24 protein-coding genes are annotated in these 22,130 nt (G+C 46.1%); 23 read left to right on the top strand and 1 reads right to left on the bottom strand.

Annotation, left to right across the window (positions count from 1 at the left end; translation table 11 throughout):
- The 15 genes from R7P72_RS21660 to fliJ all read left to right on the top strand — a co-directional run.
- On the top strand, positions 1-162 hold a 162-nt coding region (locus R7P72_RS21660), incomplete at its 5' end, for a flagellin (protein ID WP_254845721.1).
- Positions 163-450: 288 nt separating this feature from the next.
- Complete coding sequence (locus R7P72_RS21665; RefSeq protein WP_005380449.1) at positions 451-1,581, top strand: flagellin; 1,131 nt, start codon at positions 451-453, stop codon at positions 1,579-1,581.
- Positions 1,582-1,673: 92 nt separating this feature from the next.
- Entirely contained in the window at positions 1,674-2,108 is a 435-nt protein-coding gene (gene flaG / locus R7P72_RS21670; RefSeq protein WP_005380451.1) for a flagellar protein FlaG, read from the top strand.
- A gap of 21 nt (positions 2,109-2,129) precedes the next feature.
- A complete protein-coding gene (gene fliD / locus R7P72_RS21675) occupies positions 2,130-4,124 on the top strand; it encodes a flagellar filament capping protein FliD (protein WP_005384492.1) in 1,995 nt (664 codons plus the stop codon).
- A 3-nt stretch (positions 4,125-4,127) separates the two neighbouring features.
- Positions 4,128-4,433 (top strand): flagellar protein FliT, encoded by a 306-nt coding sequence (locus R7P72_RS21680; RefSeq protein WP_005380456.1) that lies wholly within the window; start codon positions 4,128-4,130, stop codon positions 4,431-4,433.
- Between the two features lie 12 nt (positions 4,434-4,445).
- Positions 4,446-4,856, top strand: coding sequence for a flagellar export chaperone FliS (gene fliS / locus R7P72_RS21685; RefSeq protein WP_005380457.1), 411 nt, complete (start codon positions 4,446-4,448; stop codon positions 4,854-4,856).
- Positions 4,857-5,143: 287 nt separating this feature from the next.
- Complete coding sequence (locus R7P72_RS21690) at positions 5,144-6,610, top strand: sigma-54 dependent transcriptional regulator (RefSeq protein ID WP_005380458.1); 1,467 nt, start codon at positions 5,144-5,146, stop codon at positions 6,608-6,610.
- A gap of 199 nt (positions 6,611-6,809) precedes the next feature.
- Positions 6,810-7,841: a sensor histidine kinase gene (locus tag R7P72_RS21695; protein WP_005380459.1), complete on the top strand. Its 1,032-nt coding sequence runs from the start codon at positions 6,810-6,812 to the stop codon at positions 7,839-7,841.
- A 36-nt stretch (positions 7,842-7,877) separates the two neighbouring features.
- Complete coding sequence (locus tag R7P72_RS21700; RefSeq protein ID WP_005380460.1) at positions 7,878-9,287, top strand: sigma-54-dependent transcriptional regulator; 1,410 nt, start codon at positions 7,878-7,880, stop codon at positions 9,285-9,287.
- A gap of 122 nt (positions 9,288-9,409) precedes the next feature.
- On the top strand, positions 9,410-9,721 hold the full coding sequence (gene fliE / locus R7P72_RS21705) for a flagellar hook-basal body complex protein FliE (protein ID WP_005384482.1): 312 nt from the start codon (positions 9,410-9,412) through the stop codon (positions 9,719-9,721).
- Between the two features lie 14 nt (positions 9,722-9,735).
- Positions 9,736-11,478 (top strand): flagellar basal-body MS-ring/collar protein FliF, encoded by a 1,743-nt coding sequence (gene fliF / locus R7P72_RS21710; RefSeq protein ID WP_005380462.1) that lies wholly within the window; start codon positions 9,736-9,738, stop codon positions 11,476-11,478.
- Complete coding sequence (gene fliG / locus R7P72_RS21715) at positions 11,471-12,526, top strand: flagellar motor switch protein FliG (RefSeq protein ID WP_005380470.1); 1,056 nt, start codon at positions 11,471-11,473, stop codon at positions 12,524-12,526. The genes fliF and fliG overlap by 8 nt, the downstream gene beginning before the upstream one ends.
- Positions 12,527-12,597: 71 nt before the next feature.
- Positions 12,598-13,398 (top strand): flagellar assembly protein FliH, encoded by an 801-nt coding sequence (gene fliH / locus R7P72_RS21720; protein ID WP_005380472.1) that lies wholly within the window; start codon positions 12,598-12,600, stop codon positions 13,396-13,398.
- Between the two features lie 3 nt (positions 13,399-13,401).
- Positions 13,402-14,721: a flagellar protein export ATPase FliI gene (gene fliI / locus R7P72_RS21725; protein ID WP_213907159.1), complete on the top strand. Its 1,320-nt coding sequence runs from the start codon at positions 13,402-13,404 to the stop codon at positions 14,719-14,721.
- A 6-nt stretch (positions 14,722-14,727) separates the two neighbouring features.
- Complete coding sequence (fliJ, locus tag R7P72_RS21730; RefSeq protein ID WP_005380474.1) at positions 14,728-15,171, top strand: flagellar export protein FliJ; 444 nt, start codon at positions 14,728-14,730, stop codon at positions 15,169-15,171.
- A 40-nt stretch (positions 15,172-15,211) separates the two neighbouring features.
- Here the strand turns inward: fliJ and R7P72_RS21735 are convergent, their stop codons facing one another.
- Positions 15,212-15,526: an NIPSNAP family protein gene (locus R7P72_RS21735; RefSeq protein WP_005380475.1), complete on the bottom strand. Its 315-nt coding sequence runs from the start codon at positions 15,524-15,526 to the stop codon at positions 15,212-15,214.
- Positions 15,527-15,806: 280 nt separating this feature from the next.
- On the opposite strand from R7P72_RS21735, the gene R7P72_RS21740 reads away from it, so the two are divergent.
- From R7P72_RS21740 to fliR, 8 genes are all read left to right on the top strand, one after another.
- Positions 15,807-17,660, top strand: a complete 1,854-nt coding sequence (locus R7P72_RS21740; protein ID WP_213907160.1) for a flagellar hook-length control protein FliK — start codon at positions 15,807-15,809, stop codon at positions 17,658-17,660.
- Between the two features lie 85 nt (positions 17,661-17,745).
- Positions 17,746-18,249: a flagellar basal body-associated protein FliL gene (gene fliL, locus R7P72_RS21745; RefSeq protein WP_005380477.1), complete on the top strand. Its 504-nt coding sequence runs from the start codon at positions 17,746-17,748 to the stop codon at positions 18,247-18,249.
- A gap of 7 nt (positions 18,250-18,256) precedes the next feature.
- On the top strand, positions 18,257-19,303 hold the full coding sequence (gene fliM, locus R7P72_RS21750) for a flagellar motor switch protein FliM (protein WP_005380478.1): 1,047 nt from the start codon (positions 18,257-18,259) through the stop codon (positions 19,301-19,303).
- Between the two features lie 58 nt (positions 19,304-19,361).
- Entirely contained in the window at positions 19,362-19,772 is a 411-nt protein-coding gene (gene fliN / locus R7P72_RS21755; protein WP_005380479.1) for a flagellar motor switch protein FliN, read from the top strand.
- Position 19,773: 1 nt separating this feature from the next.
- Entirely contained in the window at positions 19,774-20,187 is a 414-nt protein-coding gene (fliO, locus tag R7P72_RS21760) for a flagellar biosynthetic protein FliO (protein WP_005380480.1), read from the top strand.
- Positions 20,174-21,043 carry a flagellar type III secretion system pore protein FliP gene (fliP, locus tag R7P72_RS21765; RefSeq protein ID WP_005380487.1) on the top strand — a complete coding sequence of 290 codons (870 nt, stop codon included), beginning with the start codon at positions 20,174-20,176 and terminating at the stop codon, positions 21,041-21,043. Before fliO ends, fliP begins: the two co-directional genes overlap by 14 nt.
- 24 nt (positions 21,044-21,067) lie before the next feature.
- Entirely contained in the window at positions 21,068-21,337 is a 270-nt protein-coding gene (gene fliQ, locus R7P72_RS21770) for a flagellar biosynthesis protein FliQ (RefSeq protein ID WP_005380488.1), read from the top strand.
- Positions 21,338-21,345: 8 nt separating this feature from the next.
- Positions 21,346-22,128 carry a flagellar biosynthetic protein FliR gene (gene fliR / locus R7P72_RS21775; RefSeq protein WP_005380489.1) on the top strand — a complete coding sequence of 261 codons (783 nt, stop codon included), beginning with the start codon at positions 21,346-21,348 and terminating at the stop codon, positions 22,126-22,128.
- Positions 22,129-22,130 lie beyond the last annotated feature (2 nt).

Raw genomic sequence — 22,130 nt, forward strand, 5'->3', positions numbered from 1 at the left:
ATTAACGAGAACGTGAATGCGTCGAAGAGCCGTATCAAAGATACAGATTTCGCGAAAGAAACGACGGCAATGACCAAGTCACAAATTTTATCGCAAGCGTCAAGCTCAATCCTTGCGCAAGCGAAACAAGCGCCAAACTCAGCGCTAAGTCTGCTAGGTTAATTTCAAACCTAAGACGAGAACCTCATTGGCTCGTGGTGAGAGATGAGCGAGTAAACCCAGCTTCGGCTGGGTTTTTTTCTGTCTTTTGGGCCCCCAGGATTTCTGCGAATCACGACATTAGAGCTTCATCACATTTCAGTAAGCCAAAGAAAATAATCGCAAAAAATTGAAAATTTCTTCTAAAGGATATTCATCGGTCGCCGTTAAAGGGACTGAGAGAAATGAGATGTACCTAAGTGAGGTGAGAGACACGACGGTACATTCACTAAAGCCTTAAGGAGATCAATTATGGCGATTAACGTTAATACTAACGTTTCTGCGATGACTGCACAGCGTTACCTAAACCAGGCAGCTGACGGTCAACAAAAATCAATGGAGCGTTTGTCTTCGGGTTATAAAATCAATAGCGCGAAAGACGATGCTGCAGGTCTACAGATTTCAAACCGTTTGAATGCACAAAGCCGTGGCCTAGACATGGCAGTGAAAAACGCAAACGACGGTATTTCTATTGCACAGGTTGCTGAAGGTGCAATGAATGAATCTACCAACATCCTACAACGTATGCGTGATCTTTCGCTTCAATCGGCGAACGGCTCTAACTCAAAAGCAGAACGTGTAGCGATCCAAGAAGAAGTAACAGCGCTAAACGACGAGCTAAACCGTATTGCTGAAACTACCTCTTTCGGTGGTAACAAGCTTCTAAACGGTACTTACGGTACTCAATCTTTCCAAATCGGTGCGGACTCAGGTGAAGCAGTGATGCTTTCTATGGGTAACCTACGCTCAGACACTTCAGCAATGGGTGGTAAGAGCTACGCAGCAGAAGAGGGTAAAGACGCATCTTGGACTGTTGGTGAGAAAACAGAGTTCAAAATGAGCTACACCAACAAGCAGGGTGAAGAGAAAGAGCTATCAATCAGCGCTAAGCAAGGCGATGATATTGAGCAGCTAGCGACATACATCAACGGTCAAAACGATGATGTAAAAGCCTCTGTTGGCGAAGATGGCAAACTACAAGTATTTGCTTCTTCTCAAAAAGTTGAAGGTGATGTTGAGTTTTCTGGCAACCTAGCAGACGAGATCGGCTTTGGTGGCCCGAAAGACGTAACAGTGAAAGACATCGACGTAACCACAGTAGCTGGCTCTCAAGAAGCAGTAGCGGTTATCGACGGTGCTCTTAAGTCCGTAGACAGCCAACGAGCTTCACTCGGTGCTTTCCAAAACCGCTTCAACCACGCAATCAGCAACCTAGACAACATTAACGAGAACGTTAACGCGTCTAAAAGCCGTATTAAAGATACTGATTACGCGAAGGAAACCACTGCGATGACTAAGTCGCAAATTCTTCAGCAAGCAAGTACTTCAATCCTGGCTCAAGCGAAGCAGTCTCCATCTGCAGCGCTAAGCTTGTTGGGCTAAGTGGTAAACCCAGCCTGAGGTCAACACCTTAGTGCTGGGGCGCCAAAGCGATAGATTCTATCGTTAGCCCATAAGGTGGAAGGGAGATTGTAATGGATATATCCTCCTACGCATCGAACATCCAGCCTTACGGCACGCCAAATGGCACAAAGTTTGCAAATAAAAATGGCAATGATATAGGCACGTCTAGCCCAGCAAATTCAAATGGTGAGATTTCGCCGCAAAAAGCGAAAAACACCGAATACGACTTCTCTGTTCAAGCTGCGCTCGAGATGGCTGAAAGCCGTCAAGAACTGAACAAAGAAGAACGTGAAAAATTGGTCGCGCAAATGAATGAATTTGTCACGTCCATAAACAAAGGAGTCGCATTTCGAGTGGATGAAGAATCCGGACGAGATGTGGTGACGATTTATGAAGCCAATACCGGTGACGTGATTCGTCAAATTCCTGATGAAGAAATGCTAGTGGTATTGCGTCGCCTAGCTGAGCACACAGCCAACAGCGGGTTGTTGACTGAAAAAGTGTAAGTCGTTTTTAGAGGTGATTTGATGAGTTTAGGCCCTTTGGGGATGTCTGGCGGCATGGATATTAATTCCATGGTCAGCAAAATTGTGGATGCCGAACGCGTACCAAAGCAGCAACGCATCGACAACGAACGCACGACAATTAATGCCAGTATCAGTGCTTACGGGCGACTCAGAGAATCATTGGATACGATGAAAAATCTCATGGCGAACTTTCGTCAGGAGAAAGCATTTGCCGTTCGCACTGTCGAAACGACCAATGACAATATCGTATCTGCCACGGCAACCACAGATGCTATCGCTGGCAAATATGCTATCGATGTGTTGCAGCTTGCTCAGAGCCATAAAGTCGCTTCTGACGTATTGCCAGAAGACGCAAAATTTGGCCCTGGTAAGCTGCAGATTTCGCTTGGTGATGAGCGTTTTAATATCGATGTTCGTTCCCGATCTAAGCTCATCGATGTCGTACGTGGCATCAATGGCGCTAAAGATAACCCTGGCGTTCGTGCATCTCTTATTAACGACGTCGAAGGTCCACGCCTTATCCTTGCTTCTAACCTCTCTGGTAAGGATCATCAAATCAGAGTCAGTGTGGAGGCAGAAAAAGGCAACCCTCTTAAATATTTCGAATACCAAACACTTGAAGACCGCGTCAACGCGCTTGAAGAAGCTCGTTCAGCGGCGGAAGATGTCTTAGGTCCTCTTAAATTTCCGGAACAACCAGCAGAAGAGCTGGATGCAAACGGCAATCCTCTACCTCCAGAAGAGCAAAAAGCGGCAGACGATGTACAAGATGATGCATCGCAAGCGCCAATCTCTGCGGCGGGTGCAGAAGCAGCCAAAGCTGGTCAAGAAGCCATTGATGAAGCCAACCGACGCGCGAGCTTACGCCCTGAAGACAGAATTCCAGGGTGGACAGAAACTGCGTCAGGTACTTTGTTGGACTCTTATGAAGAACCAGAGCTTGAACTCGACGAAAAGGCAATAGAGAAGGCACCAGATGTACCAGGCTGGAATAATGCCGCATCGGGCACCCTAACCGATTCTTACGTTACGACGAAAGAGGCTAAGCAGCTTCTTGAGCAAGAAAAAGCGGAAATCGAGCAAAAAATTGCGAGTGAAAAGCAAGCGTTAGACGAAAAAGTGGCACGTGGTGAACTTTCCGAAGCGCAAGCTAAGCAAATTCATCGCGCTAAACTTGATCCTCAAGAACGTGAGCGTCTGGAAAAAATTGATGAAGCAGAAGCGAAAATCGCAAAGGCACAATCTGCTTTTGAACAATACCTTGGGATGACAGAAGTACAAGCAGGGCAAGATTCAGAAGTTCTGCTTGATGGCGTGGCAAAGCTATCTAGCCACAACAATGTGATTGAAGATGCGATCGAAGGTGTTGATTTAACACTAAAAGGCAAATCAGAACCGAATAAACCGCCTGCTGAAATTGGTGTCGAGTACGACCGTCAAAGTGTACGCAACGATATCGAAAACTTTGTGGCAGCGTATAACTCGTTTTATCAAACCTCCCAAGCGTTGGCGAGTGTGGATCCGGTAACTGGCCAAAAAGGGCCGTTGTCAGGTGACAGCACCGTACGCAGTGCAGATTCACGATTAAAATCGGTCTTTTCTACTCGAATCGATAAAGCACCTGAAAACCTAAAGTCCTTAACAGAATTTGGCATTACGACCACACGTCAAGGCACCCTAGAAATCAACTATGACATGCTAGACCGCCAGTTGAACAATAACTTCAACGAGTTAGAAAAGTTCTTCGGTGGCAACACAGGTTTTGCTAAACGAGTAGAAGATGCGATTCACGGTATCACAGGAATTACAGGCAGTATTCGTACTCGAGAAAAAAGTCTCACAGAACAAAACTACCGTTTGAGTGACGATCAAGCGGCATTAGATCGCCGCATGGAAAGCCTAGAGAAGCGTACTCATGCGAAGTTTACCGCGATGCAAGATGCGACCGGTAAAATGCAAGGCCAGTTAGGCGCTTTGATGAGTGCGTTGGGTTAATAAATGCAAAAAGAACTCATGGAAATTAGTGATATAGATCAACTAATTACGCAAGAATTAGAAAAAATTGATTTTAATGCTGAAGAAATTCTTCGCTTGGTCGATATCAGGGAACGGTTATTGCAAAACCTGTTACCAATTATTCATCAAAATCCTTTGGTTAAGCAGGATGCAGAGTGGCAAGCATTGCTAACTCGTACCAAAAGAATTGTCGAGCTGATGCAATCGGAAACGTCAAAGGTCGGAAAAGAGCTCCATAAGTTTCGTTATGGCCAGCGTTCACTTCAGCAGTACAAAAAATTTATTTAAAAGAGGATTACTATGCGCGGTTCTTTGCAAGCATACAAAAAGGTATCAGTCGACAGCCAGCTTAGCGCGGCTTCTCCGCACAAAGTCATTCAAATGCTTATGGCTGGTGCGATTGAGCGCCTTATTCAAGGTAAAGCAGCCATGCAAGCAGGCAATATTCCAGCAAAAGGTGAGCGCTTAGGTAAAGCGTTAGACATCATTATCGCGCTACGCAGCTGTCTATCTATGGATGACGGTGGTGATATTGCTTCAAACTTAGATTCACTGTATGAGTTTATGATCACGCAAATTTCTGCTGCTAACCATCAAAATGAGCCTCAGCTGATCGACGACGTTATCGACATTATCCGTGAGATCAAGTCCGCTTGGGACCAAATCCCAACAGAGTTTCATAATCTTACCGCTGCTGAAGTTGGTATTTAATAGTCAAAACAATGCGTTAAGATACTAGACGAATATATTTGTCAATTGCGCAACGAGTTGTGTAGCAAAGTTTCTATCAAGCTCACACCTCTCCATTGCTTGGTTGCCTTATTTTTATATTCAAATAAAATAGAAGCCATTAGTAGCCCTAATGGCTTTTTTGTTGCTGATTTTCCTATTTTGTCTATCGTAAATTGAGTGTGGTGGTTCTGCCTTCTTTAGCACCCAATTGCGCAAATCAAGGTTTGGCCGCAACGCACCTAAAATAAAGGCAATCATTCTTACTTATGCATGGTTTGGCAAAGCTGCTTGTAATTGATGATGACGCATCAAGTCGTTTAAATTTAAGCAATATATTGGAATTTGTTGGAGAAAATTGCGAAGCGGTCAGTTCTGATCAGCTCAGCGATGTTGATTGGTCTAGCGTATGGTCGTGCTGTATTGTTGGTAATATTCCAGCAGGTCAAGCGGCGAGTACGGTTATCTCTCATTTAAACAGCGCTTACCACATCCCTCTTCTAGTCATGGGCCGTTTTCCTTTGCCTGTTGATGATCTTCCAAATTTTGTTGGTGAACTAGAGCTGCCGCTTAATTACCCACAGCTTAGTGAAGCGTTACGCCACTGCAAAGATTTTCTGGGGCGAAAAGGAGTGAATGTTGTTGCTAGTGCACGCAAAAACACGCTTTTTCGCAGCTTAGTTGGTCAAAGTAGAGGTATTCAAGAAGTTCGACACCTGATTGAGCAAGTATCAAACACGGAAGCAAACGTGTTGATCTTAGGTGAGTCCGGTACGGGTAAAGAAGTTGTTGCGCGTAACATCCACTATCACTCTTCATACCGCGATGGCGCATTTGTACCTATTAACTGTGGTGCAATACCGCCTGAGCTCCTAGAAAGCGAATTATTTGGTCACGAAAAAGGCGCGTTTACTGGTGCGTTAACTGCCCGTAAAGGTCGATTTGAGCTCGCAGACGGTGGCACTATCTTTCTTGATGAGATTGGCGATATGCCAATGTCGATGCAAGTAAAGTTGCTTCGTGTATTGCAAGAACGCTGCTTTGAACGTGTAGGTGGCAATAGTACCATCAAGGTAAATGTTCGAGTTGTGGCGGCGACACACCGTAATCTAGAAAATATGATTGAAGAAGGCACGTTCCGAGAAGACTTGTTCTATCGTCTGAACGTGTTTCCGATTGAGATGCCAGCGCTGAAAGAGCGCAAACAAGATATACCATTGCTGCTGCAAGAACTGATGACACGTTTAGAGGCGGAAGGCGGACAACCTATCTGTTTTACCCCTCGTGCGATCAATTCATTGATGGAGCACAACTGGCCGGGTAACGTGCGTGAGTTAGCGAACCTTGTTGAGCGAATGATCATTCTGTACCCAAATAGCTTAGTCGATGTAAACCACTTACCAACCAAATATCGCTACAGTGATATCCCGGAGTTCCAACCAGAAAGTAATCCGTTTATTTCGGTTGAAGAACAAGAGCGTGATGTGTTCCAAGACATCTTCTCTGAAGATTTTAGCTTTGAAGATCAAGACGACCTTGATCACAGCATGAACGCCCCGCAAGCGCTGCCACCGGAAGGGGTTAATTTGAAAGAGCTGCTGGCTGATTTAGAAGTTAATATGATCAGCCAAGCATTAGAAGCGCAGGGTGGCGTTGTAGCAAGAGCGGCCGACATGCTGGGTATGCGACGTACTACGCTGGTGGAAAAAATGCGTAAGTACAACTTACAGCGCTAGGTAAAGTGAAGTTTTAAGACGATATCTGAATTATCACTTGTGCTAGTTAACATCGTTTTTCTGGCATCCAAAACCGTTATCTCTGAGTGTCAACTTATTGTCGATAGCTTAACATCCTGATAAATATAAAGAATAGCTTGGTACGCTAATTGCTTACCAAGCTATTTTAGTTTTAGCGGCGATATTTCGACAGGCAGTAATGGATAACAACACCAATCAATCCCATTTAGATTCCGTAGAGAATCAGGTTGAGCGCTACAAACAGGTGCTCGATGTGATGCCTGCTGGAGTGATTTTGCTCGATACGTACGGAGTAGTCCGTGAAGCAAATCCAGAAGCGCACCGAATTCTTGAGATTCCACTGGTTAACGAAAAATGGTTCAACGTTATCCAGGCGGTGTTTGACCCACGTGAAGATGATGGCCACGAAGTTTCATTACGTAATGGCCGTAAAGTTCGACTCGCCATCTCGGCGTCCACAACAGGTCAATTGATCCTGATTACCGATTTAACCGAAACCCGTTTACTTCAAGCTCGTGTCAGTGATTTACAGCGCTTATCGTCGTTAGGACGTATGGTTGCGTCGCTTGCTCACCAAGTAAGAACGCCGCTGTCGAGCGCTATGTTATATGCATCCAATTTGGGAGCGCCAAATCTTCCTCCAGCGACAAAAGATCGCTTCCAAACCAAATTAATGGATCGACTGCACGATTTGGAAAAGCAGGTTAATGATATGCTGCTTTTTGCTAAAGGTGGTGATAATAAAGTCATTAAGCCATTTACGATTGCCCAGTTGGTAGCGGAATATCAGCCGATGGTCGAAACCGCGCTAAAAAACAACAGTATTGATTACTGCCTAGAAGTGGAAGAAGAACAAACTGAACTACTAGGCAATGCGAACGCCATTGCATCCGCATTGAGTAATCTGGTCATGAATGCGATTCAAATGTCTGGTAAAGAATCGCAAGTCGATATTTTTTTCCGCCCGGTAAATGGTGAGTTACGCATTTCTGTGCAAGACAGCGGACCGGGAGTGCCCGAAGAACTGCAAGCCAAAATCATGGAGCCATTTTTTACCACACGTTCTCAAGGAACTGGATTAGGGTTGGCAGTTGTTCAAATGGTTTGCCGTGCCCATGACGGTCGATTGGAACTTATTTCAGAGCAGGGTGATGGAGCCTGCTTCACCATGTGCATTCCGCTAGAGCGAGTGCAAACAGAAGCGCAATAAGCGGCTTTTGGTAATAACAATTTCTGGAGAATCATAATGGCGCAAAGCAAAGTGCTGATCGTAGAAGACGATGAAGGTCTTCGTGAAGCCCTAGTCGATACTCTGGCTCTGGCTGGGTATGAGTGGTTGGAAGCGGACTGTGCTGAAGATGCACTGTTAAAGCTGAAATCGAATACGGTTGATATCGTCGTTTCTGATGTGCAAATGGCGGGTATGGGTGGCTTAGCTCTGCTCAAAAGCATCAAGCAGAATTGGCCTAACTTACCAGTATTGCTAATGACGGCGTACGCCAATATTGAAGATGCCGTGTCGGCAATGAAAGACGGCGCGATTGACTACATGGCGAAACCATTTGCACCAGAAGTGTTGCTAAATATGGTCAGTCGTTATGCACCGATAAAAAGTGATGACAACGGTGACGCTATCGTTGCTGATGAGAAAAGTCTGAGCTTACTCGCGTTGGCCGATAAAGTGGCGCGTACAGATGCGAATGTTATGGTGCTAGGTCCGAGTGGCTCAGGTAAAGAAGTGATGTCGCGTTATATTCACAACGCGTCAAATCGTAAAAATGGTCCTTTTGTCGCAATTAACTGTGCCGCGATTCCTGACAATATGCTCGAAGCAACACTGTTTGGCTATGAAAAGGGCGCATTTACTGGTGCTGTTCAGGCATGCCCAGGAAAGTTTGAACAAGCGCAAGGTGGCACAATCTTGCTTGATGAAATCAGCGAAATGGACTTGAACCTGCAAGCGAAGTTGTTGCGTGTTTTGCAAGAGCGAGAAGTAGAGCGCCTAGGCAGTCGCAAAAGCATCAAGTTAGATGTTCGTGTGTTAGCGACTAGTAACCGTGATCTTAAGCAATACGTGTCAGAAGGAAACTTCAGAGAGGACTTATATTACCGCCTGAATGTATTCCCAATTGCGTGGCCTGCACTTAAAGAACGTAAAGGCGATATTGCACCGCTTGCCAAGCATCTTGCTGAGCGTCATTGCAGCAAAATGGGCATGCCAGTGCCTCAATTCTCGACCGTTGCGTTAGAAAAACTATTGCAATACCCTTGGCCGGGTAATGTTCGTGAGTTGGATAACGTGGTTCAACGAGCGCTGATATTAAGTGAAAATGGCGACATCGATGCTGAGCACATTTTGCTTGAGGGCGTAGATTGGCAAGATGCCAATAGCTTACAACACGTGGTGCAAAATGCAGATATGGTCGTGCCCAATGTTAAGCCAGTTGCTCAAGCTGAGAGTGTCAGCCGCCCAGTAACTGGTGGAGAAGGCTTAGGCAGCGAGCTGCGCGATCAAGAATACGCCATTATTTTAGAGACTTTGGTTGAGTGTAATGGTCGACGCAAAGAAATGGCGGAGAAACTGGGTATAAGCCCTCGAACCTTGCGCTATAAGCTTGCCAAAATGCGTGATGCTGGTATAGATATCCCGAATTAACACAGACAACGGCCATAAGACGAAAAGTGTAAGTAAATTGATTGCTAATGTCTTATGGCACGTTAATTGCTGTGTCAATAATCAGTTTTGTTAATAGTCAATCTTTTGGCTTAGAGGTGCTAATGAAAATTGATGGTATTCAGGCAGAAATGCGCGCCATGATGGTAGAAGCAACCAATACGGCTCCTACTGCAAGTGGGGCGAAAGTTGGAGCGGATTTTAACGATCTCCTAACTAAAGCCATCAATAACGTGAACACACTTCAAAAAGCATCTGGTGATTTACAAACCCGTTTTGATCGTGGTGATGCCGATGTATCCCTTTCTGACGTTATGATCGCTCGTAACAAGTCTAGTGTCGCTTTTGATGCGACGGTTCAAATTCGCAATAAACTCGTTGAGGCATATAAAGATCTCATGAACATGCCAGTGTAATTTAGGTAATAAGTGTGGCAGACAAGTCTACAGATTTAACCGTCACTGAAGGCGGCTCAGATGGTGCACTGGTAGCAAGTTCCGATGTGGATGTGGAGAGTCAAAATCCAGATCTAGAAGAGCGCAGTGCGTCAAAATTCGATATGGCAGTGGGCGACCTCGATTTACTTCGTCAGGTTGTGCTTGTGCTGTCGATATCCATCTGTGTTGCATTGATCGTGATGCTGTTCTTTTGGGTCAAAGAACCGGAGATGCGCCCACTTGGTGCGTATGAGACCGAAGAATTGATCCCCGTTCTGGATTATCTGGACCAGCAGAAAATCAATTATAAGCTTGATGGCAATACTGTTTCTGTTGAATCGAGTGAGTACAACTCGATCAAACTTGGCATGGTTCGTTCCGGCGTTAACCAAGCTACAGAAGCAGGCGATGATATTTTGCTGCAAGACATGGGTTTTGGTGTTTCACAACGTCTCGAGCAAGAGCGTCTCAAACTCAGTCGAGAGCGCCAATTGGCTCAAGCAATTGAAGAAATGAAGCAAGTTCGCAAAGCACGAGTGTTATTGGCACTGCCAAAGCACAGCGTGTTTGTGCGTCATAACCAAGAAGCGTCTGCGTCGGTATTTTTGACATTGTCGACAGGCACGAACCTTAAGCAGCAAGAAGTGGATTCTATTGTCGACATGGTAGCGAGTGCCGTGCCGGGAATGAAAACTTCTCGAATTACCGTCACAGATCAGCATGGCCGCTTACTCAGCTCAGGCTCCCAAGATCCCGCTTCTGCGGCGCGACGCAAAGAACAAGAATTAGAACGCAGCCAAGAGCAAGCGCTGCGCGAAAAAATTGATTCCGTACTATTACCGATTTTAGGTTATGGCAACTATACGGCGCAGGTTGATATCCAAATGGATTTCAGTGCGGTTGAACAAACTCGCAAACGCTTTGATCCGAACACCCCTGCGACCCGCAGTGAGTACGCACTCGAAGATTACAATAACGGTAACATGGTAGCGGGTATTCCGGGTGCGTTGAGTAATCAGCCTCCAGCGGATGCCTCAATTCCGCAAGATGTGGCTCAAATGAAAGATGGTTCTGTCATGGGGCAGGGGTCAGTTCGTAAAGAGTCCACGCGTAACTTTGAGCTAGATACCACCATCAGCCACGAGCGAAAGCAGACCGGGACGGTGGCTCGTCAGACCGTTTCTGTTGCGATTAAAGACCGTCGTCAAGTTAACCCTGATACGGGTGAAGTGACTTATACCCCAATGTCCGAATCTGAAATCAATGCCATTCGCCAAGTATTAATTGGTACCGTTGGCTTTGATCAAGGTCGTGGCGATTTACTGAATGTATTGAGTGTAAAGTTTGCTGAGCCAGAGGCTGAGCAGCTAGAAGAACCACCAATTTGGGAGCACCCTAACTTCAGTGATTGGGTTCGTTGGTTCGCAAGTGCATTAGTGATTATTGTGGTTGTGTTGGTTCTGGTTCGCCCAGCAATGAAGAAATTGCTTAACCCTACCAGCGATGATGAAGACGAAATGTACGGACCAGACGGCTTGCCGATTGGTGCGGATGGTGAAACTAGCTTGATTGGCAGTGACATCGAAAGCAGCGAACTGTTCGAGTTTGGCTCAAGTATTGATTTGCCAAACCTTCATAAAGATGAAGATGTATTGAAAGCGGTTCGCGCTCTGGTTGCGAATGAACCTGAACTGGCTGCTCAAGTAGTGAAAAACTGGATGAATGACAATGGCTAACGATATCGTACCTCAAGATGACAACGCCGCGGGAATGCCAGTAGAGCTGGATGTTTCAACCATTACTGGCGAAGAAAAAGCGGCAATTTTGCTACTGAGCCTTAATGAACAAGATGCAGCTGGCATTATCCGTCACCTAGAACCAAAACAGGTTCAGCGTGTTGGTAGTGCGATGGCTCGCGCGAAGGATCTCAGCCAAGACAAGGTATCTGCTGTTCATCGTGCGTTTTTGGAGGATATCCAGAAATACACCAACATTGGTATGGGCAGCGAAGACTTTATGCGTAATGCACTGGTTGCCGCTCTTGGTGAAGACAAAGCCAACAACTTAGTTGACCAGATCCTACTTGGTACGGGCTCAAAAGGCTTGGATTCTTTGAAATGGATGGACCCACGCCAAGTGGCGAGCATTATCGTCAATGAACACCCACAGATTCAAACTATCGTACTGTCTTATTTAGAAGCAGACCAATCTGCAGAGATTTTGTCTCAGTTCCCTGAGCGCGTGCGTTTGGATCTGATGATGCGTATTGCCAACCTTGAAGAAGTTCAGCCATCAGCATTGGCAGAGCTGAACGAAATCATGGAGAAACAGTTCGCGGGTCAAGCGGGTGCACAAGCAGCCAAAATTGGCGGCCTGAAAGCAGCAGCGGAGATCATGAACTACCTAGACAACAACGTCGAAGGTTTGTTAATGGAACAAATTCGCGATCAGGACGAAGACATGGCGACGCAAATCCAAGACCTAATGTTTGTCTTCGAAAACTTAGTCGAAGTGGACGACCAAGGTATTCAGAAGTTGCTGCGTGACGTACCACAAGACGTGTTGCAAAAAGCACTCAAAGGTGCAGATGACTCGTTACGTGAGAAAGTCTTCAAGAACATGTCTAAACGTGCTGCTGATATGATGCGTGATGATATAGAAGCGATGCCGCCAGTACGAGTGGCAGATGTAGAAGCCGCTCAGAAAGAAATCTTAGCAATTGCCCGTCGAATGGCGGATGCTGGTGAGCTCATGTTGTCTGGCGGTGCTGACGAATTCTTATAATTTCTATTGCTTCGCAATTATCCTATTGCGGAGCACCCTCACTTCTTAATCGAACACACAATAGGTAACCCATGGCTGGCGATAGAAAACGTGGATTTATCCGTCCTGATGAAGATGATTCGATGATCGAACCTCAACGTTGGGGGCTGCCTGATTATGGCGAGCCTAAAGCCAAACAAGCAAAACAAACCGCGTTCAACTATGACCCGGGATGGGTGCCGAATTTTGATGAGCCTGAAGAAGAGCAGCCACTTGCGCTAACCGAAGAGCAAATTGAACTGATTAAGCAAGGTGCTTATCAAGAAGGCTTACATCAAGGTCAGGAAGCTGGCTTTAAGCAAGGTTACGACAAAGGTAAAGAAGAAGGGTTGCAAGCCGGCCATGCTGAAGGTCTCGAGCTCGGAAAAGCTGAAGGGGTAACTGCAGGGCAAGAATACATTCAGCAGCAAGTTGAAACTTTTATGAACTTGGCCAATCAGTTTGCTCAACCTTTGGAGTTGATGAATGCTCAGGTTGAAAAGCAGCTGGTGGATATGGTGCTCTGCTTAGTCAAAGAAGTGGTGCACGTTGAAGTACAAACCAACCCTCAAATTATTTTAGATACAGTGAAGCAGTCGGTCGAGGCGCTACCAATATCAGGCCACCCTATTACCTTGCACCTGAATCCAGAAGATGTCGCGATTATTCGTTCAGCTTATGGTGAAGAAGACCTTGATTGTCGCAACTGGACGTTAGTTGCTGAACCATCGCTCAATCGAGGTGACGTCCAGATTGAAGCCGGTGAATCAAGCATTAATTATCGCATGGAAGAACGCGTCAAAAGCGTATTGCACAGCTTTTGTGGCGCAAACCGTCATCAAGAGGGTGAGTAATCCATGCAAGCACTCGCTGACCGCTTAAAAAGCTACAAAGTTGAAGGCCTTACGACGCGCCCTGTCGCCTCTGGCAAACTGGTGCGTGTGGTTGGGTTAACGTTGGAAGCGACCGGCTGTCGCGCACCAATTGGCAGTTTATGCTTAGTGGAAACCATGTCAGGTCAGATGGAAGCCGAGGTTGTCGGCTTTTCAGGTGACAACCTATTTTTAATGCCAAGCGAACAAATTACGGGCATTTTACCTGGCGCGAGAGTCACCCCTTTAACCAGTGACGCTGGTTTGCCTGTCGGCATGGAGTTACTTGGGCGCGTGATAGACGGGGTTGGGAATCCACTTGATGGACTTGGCCCTTTGTATACCGATCACCGTGCCTCTTTTAATGCCGAGCCGGTCAACCCGTTGGCTCGAAAACCAATTTCTGAACCGCTCGATGTTGGCCTAAAAGCCATCAATGGTTTGTTGACGGTTGGTAAAGGTCAGCGTATCGGTCTGTTTGCAGGTTCTGGTGTGGGTAAATCGGTCACGCTTGGCATGATGACGCGAGGCACCACCGCACAGGTTGTGGTCGTCGGCCTGATAGGTGAGCGTGGACGTGAAGTTAAAGAGTTCATCGAAGAGATCTTGGGTGAGGACGGTCGTCGCCGCTCAGTGGTGGTCGCGGCGCCTGCCGATGCTTCACCTCTAATGCGCTTAAAGGGGTGCCAAACGGCATTAACGATTGCTGAATACTTCCGGGACCAAGGGTTAGATGTTCTGCTATTGATGGACTCGTTGACTCGTTTTGCACAAGCACAGCGTGAAATCGCACTTTCTGTTGGTGAGCCGCCAGCGACGAAAGGCTACCCGCCTTCTGTATTTGCCAAGCTGCCAGCGCTGGTTGAGCGAGCGGGTAATGGAAGTGCCGAACAAGGCTCGATTACGGCGTTCTTTACCGTGTTGACCGAAGGGGATGATTTGCAAGATCCGATAGCGGACGCATCGCGAGCCATTCTTGATGGCCATATTGTACTTTCTCGTGAAATGGCGGATGCAGGCCATTATCCGGCGATTGATGTCGAGAAGTCGGTGAGCCGTGTTATGCCGCAAATCACGACCGAAGAGCACGTTCTGATGTCAAAAGCGGTGCGACAGGTCTTGTCTATTTGTCGCAAGAATCAAGATTTGGTCTCGATTGGAGCGTACAAACCGGGTACCGATCCTGCTATTGATGGCGCATTTACTTTGAAACCGAAGTTAGACGAATACTTGCAGCAGAGCATGAAAGAATCAGTGCCATATGATATGTGCGTCAATATGCTTAGAAACATTTTGGGTGGGTGATAGCGCATGAATAATGCGATGGAGTTTCTACTTGAGCAAACTAAGGATCGTGAAGACCAAGCTGTGCTTGCACTGAACAAAGCGCGTTCTGAACTCGAAGATTATTACCGTCAGGTTGAACAAATTGAAAAGTATCGGCTTGATTATTGCCAGCAGCTCGTCGACCGTGGTCAGGCGGGCCTAACGGCAAGTCAATATGGACACTTAAATCGATTCCTTACCCAGCTAGATGAAACTTTATCTAAGCAAAAGCAAGCAGAAAGTCATTTCAAAGAGCAGGTTGAAAACTGTAAAGAATATTGGTTAACCGTGCGTAAAGAACGCAAATCCTATGAGTGGATGATAGACAAACGCGAAAAAGAGAAACAACTTGCTGAAGCTAAGCGCGAACAAAAGCAAATGGACGAGTTTTCCACCTTACTTTACAGTCGAAAACCACATCGTTTCTAAACGTTATCGGTTCGATATTGCATTACGGTGTTGCAGTTGACTACATCTCTACCGATTCAAGTAAGGTAACTTTGATTGAGTCTTGTTCAATTAGCTCAAATACCTTCGGTCGAATCTCGCGAACCCACCACTCGTTGTATGTTTTTTCGTAGAGAGCCTGGCGTGCTTGTTCATTGTCGAACTCTCTAAGCCAAACAAAATAGTCATGTCCATCATCACCAGTGTGGACGTAAGTATTCAGTACACGCATGCCTTGTGAGCGTTGATAGGGCAACAGTTCTTCCTTCATCCAACTTAGCCACTGTTCTGTTTTGCCTGCTCTGATTCTATATTGGCGTAATTCTGTGATCTTCAAAGTGATTCCTTAATTGTTAAGTCAAATGTCTGTTTACGCTTATCGTTTTTCAAAGTCAATCAAGTAGCTGTACATCATGTTAGGAACCAGGTTCTCGGATAGTACTGTTGATGTTTGTTACATAAACATGCCATCTATTAGCTTACCGAGAATTGGCTCAATATTGTGGTGTGATTTTTGCATTTTAGCTGTCAGTGTCGGGTCTTTTTGACCTTTGTTTGCCGCCAGTATTGCTGTCTGTCAGCGATACGCTCAGAGCCACGAGAACGAGAGTTTCTAAATGAGTGTGAATTTGTCCCATGTATCTGCGACTACCAAGACGCCAGTTTCTGATGTGTCCGCTAAAGCGTCCGCAGAGAGCACTGAGAGCAAGGGATTTTTAGAAACGTTAACCGATGCATTTGCTGGTAAACAAAAGCCCGAAAAAGTAGCAACAGAATCGACAGTGGTTGAAGAAAAAGAAAGAGCGGATGTAGGCAGTACTTCTTCTGCTAACGTCTCGGACGAATTGTTGGCGCAAGAAAGCCAAGAATCCGTCAGTGACGGGACCCATGATTTTGATGAAATATCAGCAAACAAACCGAATGCAACCTTAAGTGAAGAAGTAAGTTTACAAAAGGCGAGTAACAGCACACCTTTGGAGCATGATGTTGAAGCTATTGAAAAAGTGAAATCAACATCAATTGATACGAGTAACCCATCAAATACAATGGACGTAAAAAGCACGATGGGCGAAGGACAACAGCTTCTTGGTCGAATTGAACAAGCGAATCAAACCCTGAATGCGAGTAATGCATCCATCGATAGTGGCAAAGTTTTGCCTCAGAGAGCGAATTTAGTACGTTCGTTCCACGAGCAAGCAACCGTTTCGGCAAACCTTGATGAGTTGGCTTTGAATGAAACGCCATTAGTTCATTCGCTTGAACAAGCACAGATGATCCCAGGGCAAGACTTAGAACCAATTTTAGATAAGAATGGTCAACCTATCGATGTCGACAAACTTTCGCCTGAGTTTGCTGCTTGGCAAGAGCTAGCGAAACAAGCCAGCCATCCGACGGCTAAGAGCGCGGTCAGTGGTGAAGTAGCTAATGATCTGTCGCCGTTGTTAACAGACGTTGATGGTTCCAACATCGACGCGCTTCCACGAGTCTCCTTGGATGAACTTGAAGTTATAGATACTAAGTTGGCGCAAGGAAAACCACTGACTCAGCAAGAAGCTCAGATCATTGAAGGGTTGAAACAAGGAAGGATCACGGCGGATATTCCTGATCAAGACCTTGCCCAATTTATTGCGCTCCCTAATGACATTAAACAGATTCTCGCAGAGCAACAAGTACAACATAATTTAACTCGCCAGGCTGGACCTATGGCAGTGTCTCAGCAAATCCAGCATACAGCGGCTCAAGTACCCCAGCCACAAACTGCTCATAGTGGAGATAAAGTCGCATTATCTCCAACGCCCGATATGTTGATAGCCGCGCAAGTGCCGACGTCGCTTCAGGGTGTGAAAGACGGAGAGATTAGCCAGAAAGTGATGAACGCAGCATTGGCGACTGGTGCGCTAAAGGCGACTGCGGATAAACAAGATAAGCCGGACCTCCAACATGGCTTCGCTGGACAGCTTCAGGCTATGGCAGGTCAGCAAGGAATTAATGTGCAGCAACAAGCGCGTATTGATGCTGCACAACAAGCTCAGCTTCCGTTGCAACTAACTAAAGAGCTAGCTAACGAGCAAGTTGCGGAAAAAGTGCAAATGATGATGTCGAAGAATCTGAAAAATCTCGATATTCGTCTTGATCCACCAGAGTTAGGTCGTATGCAAATTCGTATGACCATGAATAACGACGTTGCCAATGTACATTTTACAGTGAACAACCCGCAAGCTCGTGACATTATTGAACAGACGCTCCCTCGTTTGAGAGAAATGCTAGCGCAACAAGGTATGCAGCTGGCTGATTCTTCCGTCCAGCAACAAAACAGCGGGCAACAACAAGGTAGGTATACTGCTGAACAACATGGTCAAAGCGCGCAAAGTGGCGGTTTTTCTGGACAGTCCGAAGAGGGTTTTGAATCTGATGTCAATCTGGATTTGAATGTCGCTTCAAAGCGTGATGGAATTAGTTTTTACGCATAAAAGGCCGTTTAACGGCAATGGCATACGGTTACCAAGCAACTCACTAAAACGTCTTGGTAACTCAAAAGAACAATAAGAGACAAGAATGGCAGAAGAACAGTTACAAGGGGCCGATGCGCCGAAAGGAAAAAGCAAGTTACTTATCATCATCATCGCTGTTGTAGTATTACTACTTGGTGGCGGGGCAGCGGCATTTTTTCTAATGGGCTCTGATGAACCTGCTCAGGCTGAATCGTCTCAACAGGCTCAAGTGAAGGCATCGGATGCTGCGCCCATCGCGTATGTGAATCTTCCTCAGGCATTTGTATTTAACGTTACTGGGGATAGCCGCGATAGGTTGGTTCAAATTAAAGCGCAGTTAATGGTTCGCGGTGCAGAAAATGAAGAGTTGGCGCGGTATCATTCGCCACTGATTGAAAGCTCTATGCTATCAACGTTTGCTTCCGCGACGGTTGATCAATTGCGCTCTCCTACAGGACGAGTGGAATTGCGCGATCGTGCTTCCGAAGATATCAAAGCAGCGCTGAATGCTGCGGTCGGTAAGCCAGTGATTGAAAAAGTACTGTTTACAGATTTTGTTATTCAATAGGTAAAACGTGACCGATCTATTAAGCCAAGACGAAATTGATGCGCTATTGCATGGGGTTGACGATGTTGATGACGTCGATGAACCGATAGAAAACGACACTGAGGGTGCCGTCAATTTTGATTTCTCGTCGCAAGACAGAATCGTACGTGGTCGAATGCCGACGCTCGAACTTATCAACGAGCGCTTTGCACGGCACATGCGTATTAGTCTGTTTAATATGCTGCGTAAAACGGCAGAGGTGTCGATCAATGGCGTGCAGATGATGAAGTTTGGTGAATACCAGAACACATTGTACGTGCCAACCAGTTTGAACATGGTGCGTTTTCGTCCGTTAAAAGGCACTGCGTTGATCACCATGGAGGCTCGTTTAGTCTTTATTCTGGTAGAAAACTTCTTTGGCGGTGATGGTCGATTTCACGCCAAAATCGAAGGCCGCGAATTTACCCCAACGGAACGCCGCATCATTCAGTTGTTACTGAAAATTGTATTTGAAGATTATAAAGAAGCGTGGTCGCCAGTGATGGGGGTAGAGTTCGAATATCTCGACTCTGAAGTAAACCCAAGCATGGCAAACATTGTCAGCCCGACAGAAGTGATTGTCGTGAGTTCATTCCATATAGAAGTTGACGGCGGTGGCGGCGATTTTCATGTCGTTATGCCTTACTCCATGGTTGAGCCTATCCGTGAACTATTGGACGCAGGTGTTCAGTCTGACAAGATGGAAACGGACGTTCGCTGGAGCTCAGCACTACGTGAAGAGATCATGGATTGTCCGGTTAACTTCCGCGTGAACTTGCTCGAAAAAGACATTTCTTTGCGTGATCTCATGGAGCTGCAACCGGGCGATATCATCCCGATTGAAATGCCAGAACATGCGACGATGTTTGTGGAAGACCTACCGACCTATCGCGTAAAAATGGGTCGATCGGAAGACAAATTAGCGGTGCAAATTTCTGAGGAAATTGAGCGCCCACATGTCGTCAAAACAGATTTAGCTTTCTTAGGTAAAGACATCATGTCCGAGCTTGAGAGTGAAGACGATATAGACCATTAAGATACCTTATTAAACAGACATGCTATGGCATGAGTTAGGCGTAACACAGGATAGAAAAATGGAACCAAGTGACGATCAAAAGCTAGCAGACGAATGGGCAGCCGCTCTTGGCGAAGACCCGTCTGCCCCTTCTGTAGACGTAGATGAAGTATTGGCTGCGCCACTGGAAGAGCTAAAAGACACTTCAAGCCCAATTAGCGAAGATGAGCGTCGTAAACTCGACACTATTATGGATATCCCGGTGACGATTTCGATGGAAGTCGGTCGTTCTCAAATTAGCATTCGGAACCTGTTGCAGCTTAACCAAGGTTCGGTTGTTGAGTTGGATCGTCTAGCCGGTGAGTCGCTCGACGTATTGGTTAACGGTACTTTGATTGCTCACGGCGAAGTCGTGGTCGTCAACGATAAGTTTGGTATCCGTTTGACGGATGTGATCAGCCAAACTGAACGAATTAAGAAGCTGCGTTAAGATGAGTCGTTCAATCAAAATGCGATTGAAGCAAATCACTGGAGCACTGAGCTTAATGCTAAGTGCTCCTTATGCATTTGCTGCCGCACCAAATAATCTGGATCTTGCGACGACACTTGGCTCGCTTGTGCTTGTAATCGGCGTGATTCTTTTGCTGGCTTGGTTGCTGAAACGTATGCAAGTGCCAGCGATGGGACAACAAAAGGGCTTGCGTATAGTGAGTCAGTTGCCAGTGGGTACAAAAGAAAGAATCGCAGTAGTTCAAGTGGGTGAAGAACAGTTTTTGGTTGGGATTACTAGCCAATCGATCCAAACTTTAGCCAAGTTAGATAAGCCACTGAAGGAGGAAGAGTTGGCGACCAATGCTTTTGCGACTCAATTTAGCCAGCTGATCAAAAAACATGACAAAGGGTAATCCAATTCGTTTGCTCCTGAGTACGTTGTTACTTTTTGTCGGCGTGCTGTTTTCTTCATTTACCTTTGCTGAAGCAGAGGAGTCAGCGCTGCCAGATAACTTAGCCGATGGAAGTAGTGTTACAGTTCAGGCTATGCAAAGTGATACTGGTGCTAGCCGTGCTATGTCCGTTTCTAGTGGCGGTGGTATTCCAGCATTCACCATGACCACGAACCCTGATGGCAGTGAAGACTACTCGGTTACACTACAAATTTTAGCGTTAATGACCATGCTTGGCTTCTTGCCTGCCATGGTGATTCTGATGACCTCGTTCACTCGAATTGTGGTGGTGATGTCGATATTGCGTCAGGCAATGGGTTTGCAACAAACGCCTTCTAATCAGGTTATTATTGGTATTGCGCTGTTTTTGACCTTTTTTGTTATGTCTCCTGTCCTGAACGAAATCAACGACAAAGCTGTTCAGCCTTATTTGAACGAGCAAGTCACGGCGCGAGAAGCGTTTGATGCTGCACAAGCGCCAATGAAAGCATTTATGCTTAAGCAGACCCGAATCAAAGACTTGGAGACGTTCGTAACCATGTCAGGAGAGCAAGTCGAGAATCCAGAAGATGTGTCGATGGCGGTGTTGATTCCGGCTTTTATCACCTCAGAGCTAAAAACTGCATTCCAAATTGGCTTTATGCTCTTCTTGCCGTTTTTGATTATTGACCTTGTAGTCGCTTCGGTACTGATGGCAATGGGTATGATGATGTTGTCACCAATGATTGTTTCGTTGCCGTTCAAGTTGATGTTGTTCGTATTGGTCGATGGTTGGAACTTGATACTCTCGACACTTGCGGGCAGCTTTGCCCTTTAGATAAGCGCAGATAGAGGATAAGACATGACACCAGAAATGTTTGTCGAGCTTTTCCGTGAAGCACTTTGGATGGTGCTTATCATGGTCTGCGCTATTATCATCCCAAGCTTGCTTATCGGCCTTGTAGTCGCGATTTTTCAAGCTGCGACATCCATCAACGAACAAACATTGAGCTTCTTACCGCGTTTGATTGTCACGCTTTTGGCCCTGATGCTGTTTGGGCATTGGATGACGCAAATGTTGATGGAATATTTCTATGGCTTGATTGAACGCTTACCTCAGGTGCTTTATTAGAGGCGCCTATGGAGTACCCCACTAGCGTTGTCTTAGATTGGATCGCAAACTACTTCTGGCCCTATGTTCGTATCTCATCCATGTTGATGGTGATGACAGTAACCGGGGCCCGATTTGTTTCGCCAAGAATCCGCCTTTACCTCGGTTTAGCCATCACTTTCGCTGTCATGCCAGCCATCCCCGCCGTACCTCAAGACATTGAGCTACTCTCGTTTCGTGGCTTCATGACCATTGCCGAGCAAATAATCATCGGCATAGCGATGGGTATGGTTACTCAATTTATGATTCAAACCTTTGTCCTACTTGGTCAAATATTGGGTATGCAATCAAGTTTGGGCTTTGCTTCTATGGTTGATCCCGCAAATGGTCAGAACACGCCATTGCTTGGCCAGTTATTCATGTTCTTAACGACAATGTTTTTCCTTGCCACCGATGGACACTTAAAAATGCTGCAATTGGTGGTGTTCAGTTTTAAAACTTTGCCGATTGGCTCCGGCTCGCTCAACGCGGTTGATTTCCGTGAAATGGCAGGCTGGCTTGGTATTATGTTCCAAACGGCACTGAGTATGTCTCTATCTGGCATTATTGCGCTACTGACCATTAACTTGTCGTTTGGTGTAATGACCCGTGCCGCACCACAGCTGAATATCTTCTCGCTTGGTTTTGCTTTTGCTTTGATGGTGGGTCTATTACTTTGTTGGTACATACTGGCTGGTCTATACAGTCATTATGAAATGTTCTGGACAGTGGGTGAGGCGCAGATTTGTCGGCTTATTCGCTTGGAGTGCTAAGA

It is taken from the genome of Vibrio sp. Vb0888 (assembly GCF_033338835.1).
Lineage (GTDB): Bacteria > Pseudomonadota > Gammaproteobacteria > Enterobacterales > Vibrionaceae > Vibrio > Vibrio alginolyticus.

Bases quoted from the DNA above. Each gene is read 5' to 3' on its own strand.
- fliL (WP_005380477.1), top strand. From the start codon at position 17,746: ATGGCAGAAGAACAGTTACAAGGGGCCGATGCGCCGAAAGGAAAAAGC.
- R7P72_RS21690 (WP_005380458.1), top strand. From the start codon at position 5,144: ATGCATGGTTTGGCAAAGCTGCTTGTAATTGATGATGACGCATCAAGT.
- fliN (WP_005380479.1), top strand. From the start codon at position 19,362: ATGGAACCAAGTGACGATCAAAAGCTAGCAGACGAATGGGCAGCCGCT.
- fliD (WP_005384492.1), top strand. From the start codon at position 2,130: ATGAGTTTAGGCCCTTTGGGGATGTCTGGCGGCATGGATATTAATTCC.
- R7P72_RS21665 (WP_005380449.1), top strand. From the start codon at position 451: ATGGCGATTAACGTTAATACTAACGTTTCTGCGATGACTGCACAGCGT.
- R7P72_RS21680 (WP_005380456.1), top strand. From the start codon at position 4,128: ATGCAAAAAGAACTCATGGAAATTAGTGATATAGATCAACTAATTACG.
- fliR (WP_005380489.1), top strand. From the start codon at position 21,346: ATGGAGTACCCCACTAGCGTTGTCTTAGATTGGATCGCAAACTACTTC.
- R7P72_RS21740 (WP_213907160.1), top strand. From the start codon at position 15,807: ATGAGTGTGAATTTGTCCCATGTATCTGCGACTACCAAGACGCCAGTT.
- fliS (WP_005380457.1), top strand. From the start codon at position 4,446: ATGCGCGGTTCTTTGCAAGCATACAAAAAGGTATCAGTCGACAGCCAG.
- flaG (WP_005380451.1), top strand. From the start codon at position 1,674: ATGGATATATCCTCCTACGCATCGAACATCCAGCCTTACGGCACGCCA.
- R7P72_RS21695 (WP_005380459.1), top strand. From the start codon at position 6,810: ATGGATAACAACACCAATCAATCCCATTTAGATTCCGTAGAGAATCAG.
- R7P72_RS21700 (WP_005380460.1), top strand. From the start codon at position 7,878: ATGGCGCAAAGCAAAGTGCTGATCGTAGAAGACGATGAAGGTCTTCGT.
- fliO (WP_005380480.1), top strand. From the start codon at position 19,774: ATGAGTCGTTCAATCAAAATGCGATTGAAGCAAATCACTGGAGCACTG.
- fliE (WP_005384482.1), top strand. From the start codon at position 9,410: ATGAAAATTGATGGTATTCAGGCAGAAATGCGCGCCATGATGGTAGAA.
- fliI (WP_213907159.1), top strand. From the start codon at position 13,402: ATGCAAGCACTCGCTGACCGCTTAAAAAGCTACAAAGTTGAAGGCCTT.
- fliG (WP_005380470.1), top strand. From the start codon at position 11,471: ATGGCTAACGATATCGTACCTCAAGATGACAACGCCGCGGGAATGCCA.
- fliH (WP_005380472.1), top strand. From the start codon at position 12,598: ATGGCTGGCGATAGAAAACGTGGATTTATCCGTCCTGATGAAGATGAT.
- fliQ (WP_005380488.1), top strand. From the start codon at position 21,068: ATGACACCAGAAATGTTTGTCGAGCTTTTCCGTGAAGCACTTTGGATG.
- fliP (WP_005380487.1), top strand. From the start codon at position 20,174: ATGACAAAGGGTAATCCAATTCGTTTGCTCCTGAGTACGTTGTTACTT.
- fliJ (WP_005380474.1), top strand. From the start codon at position 14,728: ATGAATAATGCGATGGAGTTTCTACTTGAGCAAACTAAGGATCGTGAA.